The following is a 17104-nucleotide window of genomic DNA, read 5'->3' on the forward strand; positions in this document are numbered from 1 at the left end:
AACTGGTCCGGCAGTTCCCACGACGGGGATGCTCCGTCGTGGGCGTGCCAGACCCAGACGAACCCCGCGGCCTGGGCGACCGGCACCAGTTGGAGGCTGGCCCGGGGCGGTTGGCCGTAGGGGGTCTGCGCACAGGCTCCATCGGGGCCGAAAGCGAACTTGTGGAAGGGACAGACCAGTAGTTCCCCGTCCACTGTGCCGCCGACTCCGAGGTGGGCACCCAGATGGGGACAGTACGGACGTACCGCGCGCAGGACTCCCCGCGCGGTCCGGTACACCACGATGTCCTGCCCCATGAATGGCTTGGTGAGGACGGTCTTCGGCTTCCATTCGGTGGCGGGCCCGACGCAGAACCAGCCGTTCGGGTAGGGCAGAAGCGAGTCGGAGCTGTCCTCGGGCCAGACCTGGTCACGGGTAGGACGAATACGCATGGCGGGTCCCCTCGAAAGGTGGATGGGAAGAACGCGAGCGTTGATGGGTGGGAAAGCAGCTGCGGAAGCGGCCGGGAGTGCGCTCTGCTGTACCTCCCGGCCATCGGAGCGGCGGACGGTCCGGCGGCACGTGTTAAGCAGAAGCACATTCAGCCCTGGGTTGCTCCGTCGGCCGAGTCAGTGGACATCAAGGGCTTCCCAGGTTCAGGCGAGGAGTTCACTCACATCAGACACCCGCTCCTGGGCACCGGCCAGAGACATGTGGCCATGGTTCCGTGCACGCGTTGAACGCCCGGGAGTCGACACCGAACCACGACGAACCGGATGAATGACAAGCTCAGCTTGACTCTGAAGCTTCTATGGATCGTCAAGCTGTAGGAGACGACCCGAGAGCATCATCGAACGCGACCGGATCAGACCATGGAGAACCAGCTGAGCTCGCGTTTGACCCGCAGGCCAACCGAGGTGGGGTTCTGGCGCGGTGAACTGCACCATGGAAGAATCGCGGTCCTTGATCATGTGGTGATGCCGCGGGGGATGCGTTGCGGAGATTGGGAAGCAACGCTGCTTCAGCTCAGTCGTCGCGAGACTTGGTGCTCGCCTTCGTCAGCGATCTCGGGGCGGCCGGCAGCGCGATGCGCGAGGCATTCCCTGCGCTGGAGCGGCTGGCTGACGTGCTGGTGCTTGCCCGCTCGGCGCGGATCGGCCGCAGTGGTGAGGCTGGCAGGTACTCGTATCTGGTGCACGGCAGGGGTTGTCGAATGATCGGCCCGGGCGGGGTCGATGTCGACGTGGACTTCTTCGGCGGGGTGATGGCCTTCGACTTCTGGCGTCTACGGTGCTACGGACAGAGCCTGCCCACGCCTGTCGACCTCACGACGGAAGAGCTGCGGGCGGCGGTCGAGAGTCTGAAGGATGTCCTGGCCGAGGTGAGTCCCGGGTGGTTCACGGTGTCCGGCACTCATGACGGACTTGCCGGGGCTGACGTATCCGGCGCCTGACTCAACCGGCCCTCCCTTTCGTTGCAGCTCAGGAACTGTCCGCGGCCTGCCCCGATCGTCTGGGCTCGGTGCCATTCTTGTGGTGTGCGGGGCGGGCTGGGAGCGACGGTGGCGGTACTGCAGGGCCACGACGCCATCGGCGGTGATCCGCGCCGCCCGACCGGCACCGCCTCCGCACGGGCCCGGGAAGTTCGGATGGCCTACGGGAGCCGGCTCGCGCAGCCGCTCCCGGGCGAGGGCGAGGGCGAGGGCCTGGACGGCGTTGTCGCGTCGGCGGTTGTCCCCTTCGTCGTGGCGGCCGTGCAGCTGGCCACGGTTCGGCGTCGTGGGCCGTGCCGAGTTCTTCGAGAAGGCCCCACTGGTCGCGAAGCGGGCTCACGGTCGTTCCTCCGGGAGCAGGTCGGCCCTCAACGTGCCGAAGCCCGGAGCCGGTCGGGGCACCCCCTCCTGTGTCCCGGTTCGGCTCGTGCACACCCGCCCGCGCCCACGATCGGTGGACGAAGCTCGGCTTTGCGGGCCGCGGTCACGGGCTCTACGCGCCGGTGATCAGCACGTCGTGTACATGCTTCGCTATGTCCAGGCCGCGCGGTCTCGCTTCCGAGGGCGCGGGGGCGGGCGGGCCCGGGGTGTTGATGTTCACTTCGTAGGCCACCTGTACGAGCAGGTTGTCGATGCGGAACATCACGTGGGCGTACCCGTAGTCCTTGCCGGTCGGGTTGGCCAGGCAGAGGTCGTCGGCGAAGTCCTGGAGTCGTGCGGCGCTTCCGTAGAAGGAGTTCGTGCGTTCCTTCTCGAAGGCGGCTGATCCGTGGGCGCCGGATGTGAACCGGAAGAGGTCGATGTCCACCTCGGCGCCCCAGGGATGGTTGGACCAGTAACCCTGGGTGGCCCATCGACAGGTGTGGGACTCCGCGATGCCGGTGAATTGGCCGGCGCCGACCGCCTCGTTGTCCTCCTTCCCGGTGTCCATGTCGGGAATGATGGCGCCGGACCGGCTGCCCACCGCGGCGCAGATCTCCGGGATCGCGCGGTAGCGCACGGCGACCGTCGGGGTCGGCGTGGGTGTCGGCGTCCATGTCGGGGTCGGTGTGGGCGTCGAGGTGGGTGTCGGGTCGAGGGTTGCGGAGGCTGCGGCCGGGGAGTTCGCCGCGTCCGGCCGCTGCCCGGTGGATCCGCGGTCGTGGAAGAGCGCGTAGGGGAAAGCGGCGGCGGCGAGCAGGAGGGGCGCGACCACCGCCACCACGGTGGTGCGCCGTGAGAGCCGCCTGGACGGTGGGTCAAGGGCTTCGGTGGGTAGGGCTCTCGTGCGCGGTGGGTCATCAGGGGGTGTGATCTCGGTCGCGGTGGCGGCGGCTCGCAGTGCCGCGTCGGCGCCGGCCGCGTCGAGGCGCCGGCCGGGATCCCGTGCCAGCAGACCCGCGATCGTCGGCGCCAGCATCCCCGCGCGTGTCATCGGCTCGGGGTCACGGGTCATGACCGCCGCGAGTACGGTCGCCACGTCGTTCGCGGTGAACGCGGGTCGTCCTTCGACGGCGAAGTAGAGCGTGGCGCCCAGCGACCACAGGTCCGCCGCAGGACCCGGTTCGGCTCCGGCGAGGCGCTCCGGGGCGACATAGCCGACTGTGCCGAGCAAGGCCTTCGTCTGGGGAGCGGTGGCGCCGGTGACCGACGCGATGCCGAAGTCGGTGAGTACCGGCCGGTCCTTGTCGTCGAGCAGTACGTTCTGCGGTTTGACGTCGAGGTGCAGGACGCCCTCGTCGTGTGCCGCCGACAGTGCGTCGAGGAGCCGTGCGCCGACCTCGGCGGCCCGGCGCGCACTCAGCGGGCCGTTGGTCCTGACCTCTTGGTCCAGGGTCCGGCCGGCGATGAACCGCATGACGATCCATGGCTGTCCGTCCTCCTCCAGGACGTCGTGAACCGCGACGATGCCCGGGTGTTCGAGGCGCGCGATCGCCCTGGCCTCACGCATCGCGCGTGCCCGCAGTCTGGCGCGTTCCTCGGCGTTGAGGCCGTCCGGCAGGTGGAGCGCTTTGACCGCGACCGCGCGGTGCAGTTTCCGGTCGTACCCGCGCCAGACGGAGCCCATCCCGCCCGTGCCGATGGGCTCGTCCTCAAGCGCGTACCGGCCGTCGGCGAGGCTCCTTTGTCCGCTCACGGCCAAACCCTACAACGGCTCATGACGTGGGGTGAGTTGTTGGCGAGACTGGGGTGGCGGGTGATTCCGCGGGGCGCGGACCGTTCGCCGTTCGCCGGCTCGGGGAGCGGTCACGTGCGGGAGGCCAGGTCGTACGCCGGTTTCTCGGCCGCGGTCGGTGGGACCGGTGGCCCTCCGAGGTGGCCGGGGGGTGGGGGCAGTCTGGTCGGTCTGCGTGCTGTCGTCGCTCGTGGTTCTCGTGGTTCTCGTGGTTCTCGTGGTCTTGGCCCCGGGGCAGGAGATCTTGCGGCGGGCCTGGCCCCAAGTGCGGTGGTCGTACCTGCCGGTGCCGAAGGATTTCCGGTCTGCTGGCTGGTGGGATCGTTGACCGGGGAACGGGGTGGGTCGCCGTCCGCGGGGGAGTGGTGTGTGCGCTGCGAAAGGGATGTGAGTGTGCGTGGGCCGCGGGCGGTGAGCGAAGAGCGGCATGTCGCCGCGTGACGAGCTGGTGAAGGGGCTGGATGAGCTGACGTGCGGTGGCTGGTACGACCCGATCCTCGCGAAGTGGATGTCGGCGCGGGCGGTGCCCGGGCGGCGATCGACGAGGGGTTCCGCCCCCGGGGCACGGTCAGGTCGGGAGCGGGCGTTCCGGTGGTGGTCCGCCGGCGTGCTGACCGGGCCGCCGGGTGCACAGCGGCGCGCCGTCGTGCCCGGTGATGACGTCGGCGAGGACCTGCTCGACGTCGAGCAGGTGCCCGCGCCGGTGCCGCACCGCCGGGCGGGCCGAGGGGAACGGCACCGCCTGGTCGGATCCTCACCGCACCGCGCGCCGAACGATGGGGAGTGCCCCGTTCGAGGGAATCCCGCGTCGTCGGTCCGGTTCTCACCGCGCCCGCGACGGTCGCTTCGAGGGGTGTATCTGCGGGTCGGGGGTGGTGAGTTCGGGCACGCTCTCCCAGGTGATCTCCGTCCGCTCCAGCCGCTGCTCCCCGACGGCGGTCGCCCGCTGGGCCGGGCGATCCGCTCGCGCGGGTGGGCCGCTCGTGCGGGTGAGCCGCTTCCTCGCGGCCGACGGCCTTCGGGGCATGACGGGTGTGCGGGGGAGTCGGTTTCCGGCCGGATGGGGCCGGGGGCCGGTCATGGGCGGCTTGGTGAACTTCCGGGCAAGTGATGGAGCGGCTACGCTGCGTGGCGGCGGGTGGCAGGGTACGGGCGCGTGGGGCGGCCGGGGCCGGCCGCCGTTCGGGAGGAATGTCGCGTGACAGAGTCGGGTGTGTCTCACTTCTACATCGCCTACCGGCAGACGGGGCCGGAGCCGGGCGGCATCGCGGTGCTGGAGGCGGCCACCGGCCGGATCAGGGCGACCCAGGCCCTGATGGGTGCCCGCGGCCTGGCCGCCCGGTCCGGCGGCGCCGCCACCAAGCTGTACGCGCTGTCGGAGGGAGGCCACAACGTCAGCGCGGTCGACACCCGGACCCTGGAGGCGGACACCCTCCACTCCGACCAGGAGAGTCCGTCGACGACGGACGTGGCGGTGAACGCCGACGGCAGCCGTCTGTTGCTGGCCCAGGGCGTGGTCGTGTTCGAGCTGGACACGGCCGAGGGGAAGGAGGTGGGGGACCACGCCGTCCCCCAGAAGCCCGTGTTCGGCTCATGGGCGACCATCGCGCTGTCCCCGGACGGCAAGCGCCTCTACCTGGGCCGGCAGGGTCAGAACTCGAACCGGAAGGAGACGCCCTGCGTGCTGGCCATGGACGTCCCCGAGCGGGCACCGGAAGGGAGCGACGCGCGGGACGACAACGCGGAGGAGACCGATCCGGGTCCGGGGCAGGTGGTCGACATCGCCGCCCCCGCCGAGAAATACCGCGGCGTCCGGATCCTGCTCAGCGCCGACGGCGCCACCTTGTACGCGTTCGTGCCCCATCAGGACGACCCGCTGGTGGCCATCGACACCGCCACCATGACCGTCACCGCCCGCGCCCAGGGCTCCGCCCCGACCGCCCTCGCGGCCTCCCCGGACGGCACCCTCCTCTACGCCGTCCACGCCGACCGCGCGGGCAGCGTCCTCAACGCCGCCGACCTCACCGAGACCGGCACCTTCCCCAGCGCCCCGGACGGGGCCCCGGCCATCGCCGTCGCCCCCGACGGCACCGTGTGCGTGGCCTACTCCGACCACACCTGCGCCGTGATCGCCCCCGACGCCTCGGAGGCGTCCGTTCCCGCCCGCCTGGCCGGCGCACCGCTGGCCGTGGTCACCGCCGCGGCCGGCGAAGCCGACCCCCAGACCCAGCCCGAGTACGTCGGCCAGTACCGGCGCGGCGCCATGCCGCGCCGGTACAACGAGAACTCCGACGGGCACGGCATGTGGTCCACCGACGTCACCTGCGAGCAGGGCACCTTCGTACCCGCCTACGACAAGGTCTACGAGGGCTCCTACACCCTCACCGACGGCGTCGGCGTCTGGCGCAAGGCCGTCCTCGGCGGCGGCGAGAACAAGAAGTTCTACCGCATCCCGTCCTGGGACAACCTGATCGTCGACGGCGACGACGTCACCTGGCTGTAGGCACGACGGTGTCCTGGCGGGCACGGCCCGGTGGCAGGCACGCATCGCTGCCACCGGGCCGGTCCGGGCCGAGCACGCCGACCGGTCCAGAGTCTTCCTCGGCGGTCTCGGCGCGACCCGCAGGACCGGGAGAACCCGACTCCGGAGCGCGTACGAACGCGCTCAGCGGGTCCTCTCCGAGGTCGACGCCGCCAGTAGCACAGTCCCTGACGAGAAGTCAGCACGAGGATCACAGCGGCCCGGTGGACCGAGACCGACAACCTTATCCGGACCGTCACGGACCGCCTCCCGCGTGGCGAGCCCCCGCCCGGCGGGAAGGCGACGTCAACGCCTCCGGCACCCGCCGCGAGGAACTCCTCCTCGGCACACCCGCACCCCCGCGGCCTGGACCCCGCGCCGCGCCCTGGGCGGCCTCGACCGCCAGTCGGCCGCGGAACTGCTCCTGAACCGCCTGAAGCGGACCACCGGCAGCGCCGAACTCCTGCGCCGGGTGACGACCACCTCCCCGGCTCCCCGACTGAACCGAAGCGGCGTCACCAGAGGCGCCACACCGGCTCGGACCACGACCGCCACCACGACCCCGCTACTCCAGGCCGTCGCCCCGAGGACGCGGATCGTCGCCCCCACGGCAGCCCCGACACCCGCGCACCGCCCGCGCACCGCCGATCGCTGGTGCCGTCTGACGGCTCAGGCGGCCGGTTCCGCCCCGAGACAGGTCGCCGGTCCGGCTTCGTTCGTCCGCGTCGAACGGCCACGAACGGGCGCCCCACATCGGATGGCCGTCGAGCGCGGCGCGGCACCGAGCCGGCCTTGGAGGAAGCTCCATATTCGGTCGCGAGGCGCGACTGTCGAGTGAGAGGTATTGACCGCCTCGCCAATGCTTTCTACATTCTGTTGCGTCTCGGTGCGGAATCCAAGTTCCGCATCGTGGATCCACTCATGGGTCGGACCTGCTCGCCGCGGGTTCCGGCAGGTGGGCGACGGCACCGTCGTCCACCAGGGTCGTCCCAACGTCGCCACGTCCCGCACCTCGGTCGTCGTTCCCGGGCCCGAAACACCATGAGATGTGGAGGAGAGCCATGGGACGTCGGACAGCGCTCGCGGAGCCCGAGACGCCACCGCACCCCGTTGACGAGCTGCTGCCGGCCGGTCGGATGTCGGCCGTCGCGCTCCAGCACGTCGCCAGCATGTACGCCGGCGTGGCCGCGCCGCCGCTGATCATCGGAGCCGCGGCCGGCCTCACCGCCGCCCAGCTCACCACCTTGTTGGCTGCCAGCCTCTTCATCGCCGGTATCGCCACCCTGCTCCAGACGCTCGGTCTCTGGAACGTCGGCTCACGACTGCCGTTCGTCAACGGCGTCTCGTTCGCCACGGTCTCGCCGATCCTGGCGGTCGTCGCGGCGAAGAAGGACGCCGCACTGCCGCTGATCTTCGGCTCCACCATCGTGGCGGGGCTGTTCTGCTTCCTGCTGGCGCCCGTCTTCTGCCGCCTGGTCAGATTCTTCCCGCCGGTGGTCAGCGGCACGGTGATCACCCTGATCGGCATCTCGCTGCTACCGGTGGCCGGCAACTGGGCGCAGGGCGGCAGTCCGTTCGCGCCGGGCTACGGCTCGCCCGCCAATCTGGGCCTGGCGGGGCTGACCCTGCTCGCGGTGCTGGTCTTCAACCGGTTCCTGCACGGGTTCCCGCAGCGGATCTCGATCCTGCTCGGCCTGCTGGTCGGCACCCTGGCGGCGATCCCGCTCGGCAAGGTCGACGCGAAAGCGCTCGGCAGCCTGCCGCTGTTCGAGCTGCCGCACCCGTTCGCCTTCGGCGCGCCGCGGTTCGAGGTGGCCGCGATCATCTCGATGCTGGTGGTGATGGTCGTCTCGATGACCGAATCCACCGCGGACATGATCGCGCTCGGCGAGGTGGTCGAGCGGCCGGCCGACGACCGCACGATCGCGGGCGGTCTGCGGGCCGACGGGCTGGCCACGGCGTTCGGCGGGGTGTTCAACGGCTTCATCTGCTCGGCGTTCGCGCAGAACATCGGGCTGGTGGCGCTGACCAGGATCCGCAGTCGGTTCGTGGTCGCCCTCGCCGGGGTCTTCCTCATCGTGATGGGTCTGGTGCCGGTGGTCGGCGCGCTGGTCTCGCTGGTGCCGCAGCCGGTGCTCGGCGGGGCGGGAGTCGTGCTCTTCGGGTCGGTGGCGGTGGCGGGCATCCGTACCCTCGGCAGGGCCGACCTGAGCACGGGGTCGAACGCGATCATCGTGGCGGTCAGCCTCGCCTTCGGGATCTTCCCGATCGCCTTCCCGGACTTCTACCACGCCTTCCCGGAGCAGGTCGCGACCGTGCTGCAGTCGGGTATCTCGGTCGGCTCCCTGCTGGCGGTCACGCTGAACCTGGTCTTCAACCACCTCGGACGCGGCCGCGACGTCCCACCCGCGTCCGCGCCGAAGGAGCTGATCAACGCGCCGGGCCGGGTGGACGAGCCGGCCTGACCTCCGGTCGGGGGGCGAGGCACATCCGGTGACCTCGCCCGCCGACCGGATCACCCGGTCGACCACCCCCGGTTCGTGATCACGACGGTGGGTGCCGGCAGGTGTCCGCCGGCGCTCGGCGACCGGTCAGGGCCCGGGGCGGGCTTCAGGCATCCGCGGATCCGGCTCTCTCGGCCCCGTCCCCCCCTCGTCGTCCACGCAGCTGTCGAGGAGCGGTGGTTTTCCGGAGTTGGCGCCCGCGGGCGCCACGGTGGGAGGATCGCTGCCACGGCCGCTCGGCCGGGACGGATGTGCGGGGGCGGGACCGATGGGCGAGGCCGACGAGGGCCGCGAGAACGCGCTGGCGTACGGGCAGCGGATGAAGGCCCTGTTCGAGGCATGCGCAGGCCCGCCGAACGTCACCCAGAAACGGCTCGCCGCCGCCCTGTTCATCGCCGAGGGCACCCTCTCGCGCTACCTCGCCGGCGAACGGATCGCCCCCGAGAGCACCCTCGACCTCTTCATCGCCTTTCTCGCCGACCACGGCCGGCCGCTGGACGACGGGGAACGGGCAGGCCTGCACGCACTGCGAGAAGAGGCGCGGAGGACCAGCTCACAACCCGCGGTGCGGCTGGCCTACACCCAGGACATCGTCCGCGAGCTGCACGCCGTGGTCGCGAAGCTGATCCAGGAACAGGAACAGGACCGTGCCCTCGGCCGGGCGCGCGGGCGCGCTGCGGCGGCGGACTTGGCGGAGCGACGCGAACGGGCCCGCGCGGAGGCGGACCCCGCCGACGGTGAACTGGAAGCCGCACGCGCGGAACCGCCCTCGGCGCGTGAAGAACTGGCCCCGGAACGCGCCCCCGCCCGGACACGGCAGGCGGCCACGGCCGAAGAGCTGACATCGCTGACAAGCCGCCTCGCGGCGGCGGAGTGGGAACACGGCCGCCTGGTGGAACTGGTCGGTATCCAGGAGAGGAGACTCCGGGACGCTGCCTCCCACAGCCTCGGCGTCGAGGACGACTGCAGCCGCGTCCGCGACAAGGCCGCGGACCTGGCCCGCGAACTGGCCACGCTCCGACGCCAGGTCGAGACGCTCAACGCCGAGCGGTTCCACCCCGTGGCCGTTCGCGTTCTCGGCCTCGCGGGCCCACCGGAAGACCCGCGCCACGGACCGGCCCTCTCCGCCCCACAGACGCCGACCGCCATCGCGTCGTGGCAGACCACCGACGCGATCACCATGCCACCGCCCCGCGGCGAAACCCTCCCACCGGAGCGCAGCCTCCTGGGCCGGCTGCGCGCGAGGTGGGACGGTTCCCCCGACGACCGGGAGGCCGCGAACCGCAGGCGCCGACGAGTACGGGTTCTCATGCTCGTGGCCGCCATCGCGGCACTCGTCGTCGGTACGGCCCGCTGGTCGGGCGCGCACCAGGACGCGACGGCGGATCTGCACGCGCCGCCCTGCGCGACCGCCGGGCCCGTCCAGAGGGACTGCGTCGCCCACGAGAGCGGACAGGTGACGGGCAAGCGCTCCGAAGGCGGTGACCCGCCCGACCTGGAACTCACCATCCTCCACGCGTCCGGCCGCAACGCGATCTACACCGTCGGGGAGGACATCTACAAAGCGGCCCGGCCCGGATCCACCGCCGACCTCAGAGTCTGGAGAGGCCGCGTCACCGCGATCACGGTCGCCGGCACGACCGACCGGCAATCCGCCCACCTGGACTGGCCCGAGATCCGGACCGCGATCCTGATCGGGCTGGGAACCGCCCTGGCCGGGTACACCGTGCTGCGCCGGCGCCGGGGCCCGAGCCAGATGTCTGTCATCGGATCCCTTTTCGCGGCTGTGTGGACCGGGCTGGCGGCGGCCATGGCCATCGGCGTGACCACTCTTCCGGCACTCCTCGCAGGGGCCGCGTTCTGGCTCTTCGGCGCGGCTGTCACGGCGGTCTTCATCGGCGTCGCGTGAGACGTCCGGCCGCCCGCACCGCCTCTCGCATCGGGCAGTGAGTTCCGCCCCAGGCGGTCAGTGACCTTCACCTCGGGGCCGATGAGTTGCCGGGAGCCCGCGTGGAGGTCGTGGTGGCGCTCCAAGGCCGGGCGGGTCGCCGGCGGCGACGGCGACCCGCCGCCACCGGGGCAGTCAGACTCCAACTCGCCAACCTCCTCGGCTCGGTGGTGCTCGTCACCGGCACCGACCTGACCACGCCCGTCCTCCTCGACGCCGACGGGTACGGCAACCCGACCACCGGCCGGGAGGCCAACCGCCACGGCCGGCTCGGTGCCAAGCAGCGCTCCGCCGAGGCCCAGGACGGCATCGTCGTCATGGGCGTGCGCCTCGACAACCCGGCCGGTGGCGTACGTCGCCGGTGGCGTGGCCACCCGCGCCATGTGCGCCGCTACCGCACGGGTGGGATGCCTCCCGGCAGGGGGCGCCGTCGCGGCAACCGCCGCAGTGGCCGACTACGCCGTCGGTCGAAACGGACGTACCCGGGGATGCGGTACCAGCGGCCTCAGGAGCCGCGTACGTCAAGGGATATGCCTCAGGAGCCGCATGCGGGGGTCTTCACGGCAGAGCTCTTCCGGGAAATCGGTACACACCGAGGGCGTTACGAATGGTAAACAAACCTAGCCTGACCAAGTTCAGTGCGGATGCGACCGAAGCCGGTGCGCACCCGCACCGGCTTGCACCGTCCAATCATCGCCCTGCCGAGAGAAAGCCGCGTGGTATGCCTGCAGAATCACCTTCCTCCGCAGACGAGAACAGCGACGCAGGCCGGAGGGCGTGGCCCGCGACGTGGGGCTACCGATTCACCGTCGAGCTGGTCGCTCTACTGACCGTCTTCGCTGTGCTGACGTTCTGGCTGGTCCCGGAGCCGTTGAGATTCCTCTCGCTGCCGGTGGCCGGCCTCGCCATCGGGTGGCGTTGGAGGGGTCGATCGCGACGGTAGCACCGCGCAACGCATGGCCTCTCCCTCCTCGCGCTCACGCACCCGCGCGATCAGAAGTGGTGGCCTCCACCATGGGGGTCACCACTTCCGGAACGTTCGGTCCACCAAGCCCCAACCCCGCCGGTCCGATGCCGTCCCTCCGGCGGCTCCGGAACGCGGACGTCGGATGCTGGGCATTTGATGGCGGCGAAGGGTCGCACCGGACAGGTTGGCTTCGACGGCGAGTACGTGACGATCACCCACAAGAGGCTCCTCGCGTACGTCGGTGGGCAAGGGCGAGGTCCCGCGCCGGTTTCGGCGGGTGGACGTTCCCGGGCCCACCCCTGCGGGCGCAGAGAGCAGACTTGATGATCTGCAACTCTCCATGCGGCCAGGGGTAGGGTTTCTGCGACTTCTAGAGAACCGGGCATATCGGTCACCTCTTCGAGCAATGCGGGAGCACGGCCCACCTCAGTCGGCCCGAGTGGCCTGAACCCTCCGGCCGGCTTTCGAGGTCGTGGGAAGAACCCCCAGCGGTTCCTCGCGGGAGACGTGCTCCTTCGGCCGGCAGTGGCCTCGGTGTTCGTCGCCTGGATCATCGCCGGACCCTGGCCGGCAGCGACGCCGCCCGGCTTGCCCTTCACGCTCAATCGCGCGGGGCCGGCCATGGGCGTCCGCACCCGCGGCGGGACCGGGGCCCTCAGGAGTGCTGCGGGTCGGCGGCGCTGCGGCCGTAACGGGCGAGCATCGTCGTGACCGCCTCGTCGACGGCGTGGCCAACGTCGGCAGGTGTGGGGCTCCAGTCGGCGAGCAGCATCCGTGGCCACAGGGCGTAGTTGGCGATCATCCCGAGGAACTGGTCGGTGGCGCTCTCCGCGTCAGGTACCACCGCGGTGCCCGCGGCGTGCTCGGCTTGCAGGTAGTGCTGGACAGAGATGAAGTAGCGCGGTCTGCCCAGCTCGAACTGAGCCCGTCCCAGTTCCGGGCAAGCGCGGCAGTTCGGCGATGACAACGCGGAAGCGGGCCGCCATCGCGGGCCGGCCGATCAGGTCGGCGTACTGGCGGCCGATCGCGCTCAGGCCGGCACCGAGGTCACCGGATTGCGTCGCGGGTGCCGCCGGGTCAGGCCCGCCCCGAAGTTCCGCCACACGGATACTGCCTGCCGATCTGTGGACCTGGCTGATCATCGCCGCCCACACCCAGCTCCGCCTCACCGACCCCTCGCCGAGGACCTCCGCAGACCCTGGGAACGACCGGCCGAGCCAGGGCGCCTCACCCCTGCCCGCGTCCGTCGGGGGTTTCGCGACGTCCACGCGACAGCCACCTGCCCAGCAGCCGCGCCGAAACCCTCCCGACCGGGGCCAGGACGGCCTCCCGGCTCGAAGAACGGGCGGCACGCCAAGCGCCACGACGTCGGCAAGACCGTCAAACGCGCCAAGACGATCAAGAAGTACCAAGCGCACCAGGGTTGAACGGCAAGCTCAGACATCGCTCCAGGAGTCCGCTTGTTGGTGTCCGCCGCCAGCACGTGGCGGCGGACACCGATCCTCTCGTGCACCCCCGGCATGTTTCAGGAGGCTGCGGCAGCCTTCTGGATACGGGGGACGAAGAGCTGGGCCAAGGAGTGGACGGTGGCCGGGTCCAGGGAGCTGCCTCCCCCGTCCTCCAGCCTCACCTCGGCGATGACCGTGCCCAGGCACATGATGAGGTCGAGGCCGTCCAAACCACCGGCGTTGCGGTAGTACGCGTGCCCCTCGACGCTGGGGACCGGCGCCACCTCCGCCTTGGCGTATTTGGCCGACCAGTCCTTCTCCTCGCTGCACGCGGCCTCGGCGGCCTTCTTGTCGGCGTAGGCCTGGATGTCGAAGTAGACGTTCTCGCCGGCCGCCTCGAACTTCACCGAGCCGTTCGCGATGCGGGTGCAGTCCCAATGCGTGTCCGGACCGCACTCCGCCGCGGACTTGGGTTGTTCCTCGATGTTCGCGCGGCCGGTCTTCGGTTTCCAGCCCTTCATCGCCCCCGGGTCGGGGAGCGCCTGCCGGATCCGGTCCTCGGTGTTGAACACGGTGTCGAAGTCCGTCTTGCTGCCATTCGGCTTGCCCGAACCCGCACCCGTGCCCGCGTTCGCGCCTGATGTCGACCTGTCGTTGGCCGGCGGCTTCCCGCCCATCGGATCGGAGCCTTCGCCACCACAGGCGGTGGCGAAGGCCGCCAGCGCCATCAGAACCGCCACCCTCGAACCAATACCGGACCTCAACCGCATCGCCCGTTCCCCCTGGCTCATCGGACCAACCCATCAGGTTGTCGCATCGTCAGATGATCCTGGCAGCTGACCCCGATGATGATCAAACGGAGCCCAGCCTCGGAGACGATCGCGACGGCTGCTCCGCCCTCGGCGTCGACCGCGAGGCGCCGTCCGTCCGCGGCACCGTTCCCCGAAGCAGGTCAGGGAGGAGTCCACCGAGCAGGGCGACGCTGCCGTCATTTCCCATGAACATCCAGAGTGCCGGTGATCACTGAACGCCGCCGGAACCCACGAACAAACGCTGTCGGTTGAAGTGAACGAAGCCAGCTTCGCCTGCGGGTCGGGGTGGGGAGCCTGTCCGGGTGGGGAAGGCCTGTCCGGGACAGGGGCGCGGCAGGTGCGGTGAGCAGCGGGAACGCCAAGGATCGGTGTCCAGGGCTGTCCCGGACAGGAGTTTCGTCGAGGGGACGCCGCATCGGGTGCCACAGTCGTGTCCCGAGGCAGTCGGCCTCGATGTCCAAACCCTGAGCGGAGATCTCCATGAAGAAGGCTTTCGCCCTGTCCGCAGCAGCCGCCGGCCTGATGCTGGCGGGAATCGTCACCCCGGGAACGGCGACGGCGGCTCCGGCCACGGGCACGCAGGCGCGGGCCGTGGCCGCCTGCTCGACCTGGATCGACTACGCGAACGGCCGTGGGCGGGCCCACGCCAACTGCCAGGGCACCGGGGTCGACGTGAGCGTCTACGTGAAGTGCGGCAACGCCCGTTCCTACCCCAGCAGCCCGTACTGGCGCTGGGAGTACAACAAGGCCGAGTGCCCGTCCGGCATCGGCGCGACCGGTATGTCGTACGCCACTCGGTAGTGCCCTCCGATCGGCAGCGCACGGGGGTTGCCGAGTGGCGGGCCGGGGCGGCGCCGCCGTCCCGGCCCGCTGTGTGCCGGGCAGCCGACGGCGTCCACCGGGAACCTCTGGCCGGGAGCTCTGTGTAGCGTTGCCGGGCGATCTCGGAGCCCTCCGAGCGGTCGCCGGAGCCCGCCTCGGCGCTGTTGACGCCGAGGCATGGACCGCTGTGCATCACGCGGATTCGCTGACCTTCGGCCCGAGGGCGGCCGAGTGGGCCCGTCGTGCGCCGCGGCCGCTTCCGACCCTTCACCTGGTTCGGGCAGGGTGTACGGCAACGGGGCCCGGGCTTGTCCTTGGGTTCTAAGGATCGTTGCAACACCCCAGCTCAAGGGGTGCGATGGACTACGAGATCCGAGACCGGTCGGTTGTCCGGGCACGTTCTCCAACAGGAACGGCGCGTCTATCTTCAGCTCGTGCAGCAAGGCGTGAGCAGTCAGGAAGCATGTCGGATCGTCGGCATCAACTACCGGACGGGGAAGCGGTGGCGTAACGGCCGCGCCCCCGTCCGGTGGTCATGTCGGGGCGCGGCCGATCGCGGAGCCGGCGCCGTCGAGGGCCGCCTGGTGCTCGGCTGCGGCCCGCGCGCGCGTGGCACAGCCAGCAGTCCCGGTCGCAGACAGGGCAGCCTTCCTCGGTCCGCGGCTTGGCGAAGCACATGATCTCGTACTCGTCGGCGCCCCGAGGCCGGCGACGCGGAGTCCGGGGGACTGGGTCGGTCGGGCCAGTCGTCGTTGCCGTGCTCGAAGTAGCCGTCCCACGCTGCCGGGCCGGTCCGCCGGGGAGCCGGCCCCCAGTGGTCGGCGCACGCGGCGGGCGGCGCTCCGGGCCGCGCCGCGTCGTACGGGGTGGACCTCGCTGCGGTTGCCGCACATGACTCCTGGCTGGGCTTGGCACAGGGGGCACCGCACCGTCAATGACAGCTCCTGGCCGCTCGTATCCATGTCCGGATGCCCATCGCTTACCTCAGGTGACGCTGTGGACACGGATTCGACCACCTGACCGGTCGCACCCGCCGCTGCAACGGCATACCCACCATCCCCCCCGCGACAGGGGCGCCGCCGCCGATCACAGCAGGTTCCAGGTCCGACCGCACACGGTGGTGGTGCGGGCCGGGGCGACCCGCTGGACCTGGCCCCGCCCTCTCCGACCCGCTCGGCCTGGGTCCGCCCGCTGCGCTGCGCTGCGCCGCGGTCCGGCCGGCCTGGCCGCCCCCTCCGGCCCGGTTCCGGTTCGCCGTGCCGGTGCCGTGCGGCTGAGCGTGCTCCACACCGCCCGGACCGGACACCCTCACGGGCCGGGCGCCGTGCGGTGAAGCCCCCGTGCTGCCGGGCCCGGACGGCCGGGCCTGTACACAGCCCGGCCGTCCGGGGGGGGCTGCGCCGAGGAGGGATCGCTCCGAGGGCCGGGAGTTCGGCGGAGCGGCTTCCGCAGCTGGCCGTGGTCCGCAGGGGGGACGGGCTGCCGCTCCTTGACGGCCCGACGGCGGCCAACCCGGAGGTCCGCTTCGACGCCCTGGCCGGCTGACCCGTACGGCCCCAGGGGGGCGGAGCCCGCCGTTCCACCTGTACCGAACGCCCTGGCACGGGGGTGTGCCCGGGTCGGCCCGCAGGTCGGCCGGGGTGCCGGTGGTGGCCGGAATACGGCGGACCGCGTGGCACCGGCCTTGTCTGGTGGCCGTGGCCCTGACAGCCTTCCGGCGCGCGCTCTGAGGCGGCCGGGACACGGGCCAGACCCCCGGTCGGCCCCACCCGTTGAATCTGCCCGATGGACGAACCGACAGGAGTGCCCGCCATGCCGCGTACGACCTTCCGTGTGTTCCGCACGCTGCTCGCCGCCGCCGCCCCGGCAGCCCTCGCCCTCGCCACGGCCCTCAGCACGGCGAGCGCCCCGGCAGCCGCCGCCGCGACCATCGCCCAGGCCCCCCAAGCCGCGGCCGCCGGGACCACCGCGGCCACCTCAGGCTTCTGGACCTGCTCCGTCCCGTCCGGCTACACCTACACCTCGTCCCGTAGCTCCTACGCCTGCTCGGGAGGCAGCAGCTACCGGACCACCGAGTTCTACGCGGAGCCGCCCGCCGACGGTCTCTGGGCCTGCGCCACCGTGCCCGGCTACACCCACACCGGGGTCTTGAGCAACTACACCTGCTCCAGCGGCGGGAGCTACACGACCAATCAGTTCCTCCTCTACAGGCCCGTGACCGGCATGTGGGCCTGCTCCGTGCCGTCCGGGTTCACGTACACGGCCGCCCAGCAGAACTACACCTGCTCCGGCGGCGCCGGCTACACCACCACCCAGTTCCTGCTGCGCGCCTTGTAGGCGCTGAGGGCCCGGGCCCGGACACCGCCCCGCGCACCCCGGCGGGCGCGGGCGCGGAACCACAGATGAGGCTCCCGCCGCCCGCCCGCGCGGAGAACGCGCAGAGCGCGGGGGCGGGA

12 protein-coding genes and 1 pseudogene are annotated in these 17104 nt (G+C 71.3%); 7 read left to right on the forward strand and 6 right to left on the reverse strand.

Annotated features, from left to right (window positions below):
• On the reverse strand, positions 1-431 hold a 431-nt coding region (locus ACFXHB_RS38530), incomplete at its 3' end, for a Rieske 2Fe-2S domain-containing protein (protein WP_380580713.1).
• Positions 432-1024: 593 nt separating this feature from the next.
• Between ACFXHB_RS38530 and ACFXHB_RS38535 the strand changes: the two genes are divergently transcribed.
• On the forward strand, positions 1025-1432 hold the full coding sequence (locus tag ACFXHB_RS38535; protein WP_380580715.1) for a DUF6896 domain-containing protein: 408 nt from the start codon (positions 1025-1027) through the stop codon (positions 1430-1432).
• A 532-nt stretch (positions 1433-1964) separates the two neighbouring features.
• On the opposite strand, the gene ACFXHB_RS38540 is transcribed toward ACFXHB_RS38535, so the two are convergent.
• Positions 1965-3587 (reverse strand): serine/threonine-protein kinase, encoded by a 1623-nt coding sequence (locus tag ACFXHB_RS38540; protein WP_380580717.1) that lies wholly within the window; start codon positions 3585-3587, stop codon positions 1965-1967.
• Between the two features lie 607 nt (positions 3588-4194).
• Entirely contained in the window at positions 4195-4365 is a 171-nt protein-coding gene (locus ACFXHB_RS38545) for a hypothetical protein (RefSeq protein WP_380580719.1), read from the reverse strand.
• A gap of 459 nt (positions 4366-4824) precedes the next feature.
• Here ACFXHB_RS38545 and ACFXHB_RS38550 point away from each other — a divergent pair, with 459 nt between their 5' ends.
• The 3 genes from ACFXHB_RS38550 (at position 4825) to ACFXHB_RS38560 (ending at position 10560) form a co-directional block, all read left to right on the forward strand.
• A complete protein-coding gene (locus ACFXHB_RS38550) occupies positions 4825-6129 on the forward strand; it encodes a YncE family protein (RefSeq protein WP_380580721.1) in 1305 nt (434 codons plus the stop codon).
• A 1079-nt stretch (positions 6130-7208) separates the two neighbouring features.
• Positions 7209-8612 carry a nucleobase:cation symporter-2 family protein gene (locus ACFXHB_RS38555; RefSeq protein WP_380580723.1) on the forward strand — a complete coding sequence of 468 codons (1404 nt, stop codon included), beginning with the start codon at positions 7209-7211 and terminating at the stop codon, positions 8610-8612.
• A gap of 307 nt (positions 8613-8919) precedes the next feature.
• The gene (locus ACFXHB_RS38560; RefSeq protein ID WP_380580725.1) at positions 8920-10560 is read left to right on the forward strand and encodes a hypothetical protein; all 1641 of its coding nucleotides are present in this window, start codon (positions 8920-8922) and stop codon (positions 10558-10560) included.
• A 1661-nt stretch (positions 10561-12221) separates the two neighbouring features.
• Here ACFXHB_RS38560 and ACFXHB_RS38565 read toward each other — a convergent pair.
• Together ACFXHB_RS38565 and ACFXHB_RS38570 are read right to left on the reverse strand one after the other, a co-directional pair.
• The gene (locus ACFXHB_RS38565) at positions 12222-12410 is read right to left on the reverse strand and encodes a TetR/AcrR family transcriptional regulator C-terminal domain-containing protein (protein ID WP_380580728.1); all 189 of its coding nucleotides are present in this window, start codon (positions 12408-12410) and stop codon (positions 12222-12224) included.
• On the reverse strand, positions 12400-12708 hold the full coding sequence (locus ACFXHB_RS38570; protein ID WP_380580730.1) for a TetR/AcrR family transcriptional regulator C-terminal domain-containing protein: 309 nt from the start codon (positions 12706-12708) through the stop codon (positions 12400-12402). The genes ACFXHB_RS38565 and ACFXHB_RS38570 overlap by 11 nt, the downstream gene beginning before the upstream one ends.
• On the opposite strand from ACFXHB_RS38570, the pseudogene ACFXHB_RS38575 reads away from it, so the two are divergent.
• Positions 12683-12993, forward strand: a pseudogene (locus tag ACFXHB_RS38575) (transposase); the annotation flags it as partial. The gene ACFXHB_RS38570 and the pseudogene ACFXHB_RS38575 sit on opposite strands and share 26 nt — an antisense overlap.
• A 98-nt stretch (positions 12994-13091) precedes the next feature.
• On the opposite strand, the gene ACFXHB_RS38580 reads toward ACFXHB_RS38575, so the two are convergent.
• Positions 13092-13742 carry a hypothetical protein gene (locus tag ACFXHB_RS38580; protein ID WP_380580733.1) on the reverse strand — a complete coding sequence of 217 codons (651 nt, stop codon included), beginning with the start codon at positions 13740-13742 and terminating at the stop codon, positions 13092-13094.
• Positions 13743-14306: 564 nt separating this feature from the next.
• Here ACFXHB_RS38580 and ACFXHB_RS38585 point away from each other — a divergent pair.
• The gene (locus ACFXHB_RS38585) at positions 14307-14627 is read left to right on the forward strand and encodes a hypothetical protein (RefSeq protein ID WP_380580736.1); all 321 of its coding nucleotides are present in this window, start codon (positions 14307-14309) and stop codon (positions 14625-14627) included.
• Positions 14628-16460: 1833 nt separating this feature from the next.
• Positions 16461-16985, forward strand: a complete 525-nt coding sequence (locus ACFXHB_RS38590) for a hypothetical protein (RefSeq protein ID WP_380580738.1) — start codon at positions 16461-16463, stop codon at positions 16983-16985.
• Positions 16986-17104: the final 119 nt, after the last annotated feature.

The sequence above is a fragment of the Kitasatospora sp. NPDC059327 genome (genome assembly GCF_042752535.1).
In the GTDB taxonomy this organism is placed as follows: domain Bacteria; phylum Actinomycetota; class Actinomycetes; order Streptomycetales; family Streptomycetaceae; genus Kitasatospora.

Coding starts and splice junctions, on each gene's coding strand:
- ACFXHB_RS38555 (WP_380580723.1), top strand. CDS start 7,209: ATGGGACGTCGGACAGCGCTCGCGGAGCCCGAGACGCCACCGCACCCC.
- ACFXHB_RS38560 (WP_380580725.1), top strand. CDS start 8,920: ATGGGCGAGGCCGACGAGGGCCGCGAGAACGCGCTGGCGTACGGGCAG.
- ACFXHB_RS38570 (WP_380580730.1), bottom strand. CDS start 12,708: ATGATCAGCCAGGTCCACAGATCGGCAGGCAGTATCCGTGTGGCGGAA.
- ACFXHB_RS38580 (WP_380580733.1), bottom strand. CDS start 13,742: ATGGCGCTGGCGGCCTTCGCCACCGCCTGTGGTGGCGAAGGCTCCGAT.
- ACFXHB_RS38585 (WP_380580736.1), top strand. CDS start 14,307: ATGAAGAAGGCTTTCGCCCTGTCCGCAGCAGCCGCCGGCCTGATGCTG.
- ACFXHB_RS38590 (WP_380580738.1), top strand. CDS start 16,461: ATGCCGCGTACGACCTTCCGTGTGTTCCGCACGCTGCTCGCCGCCGCC.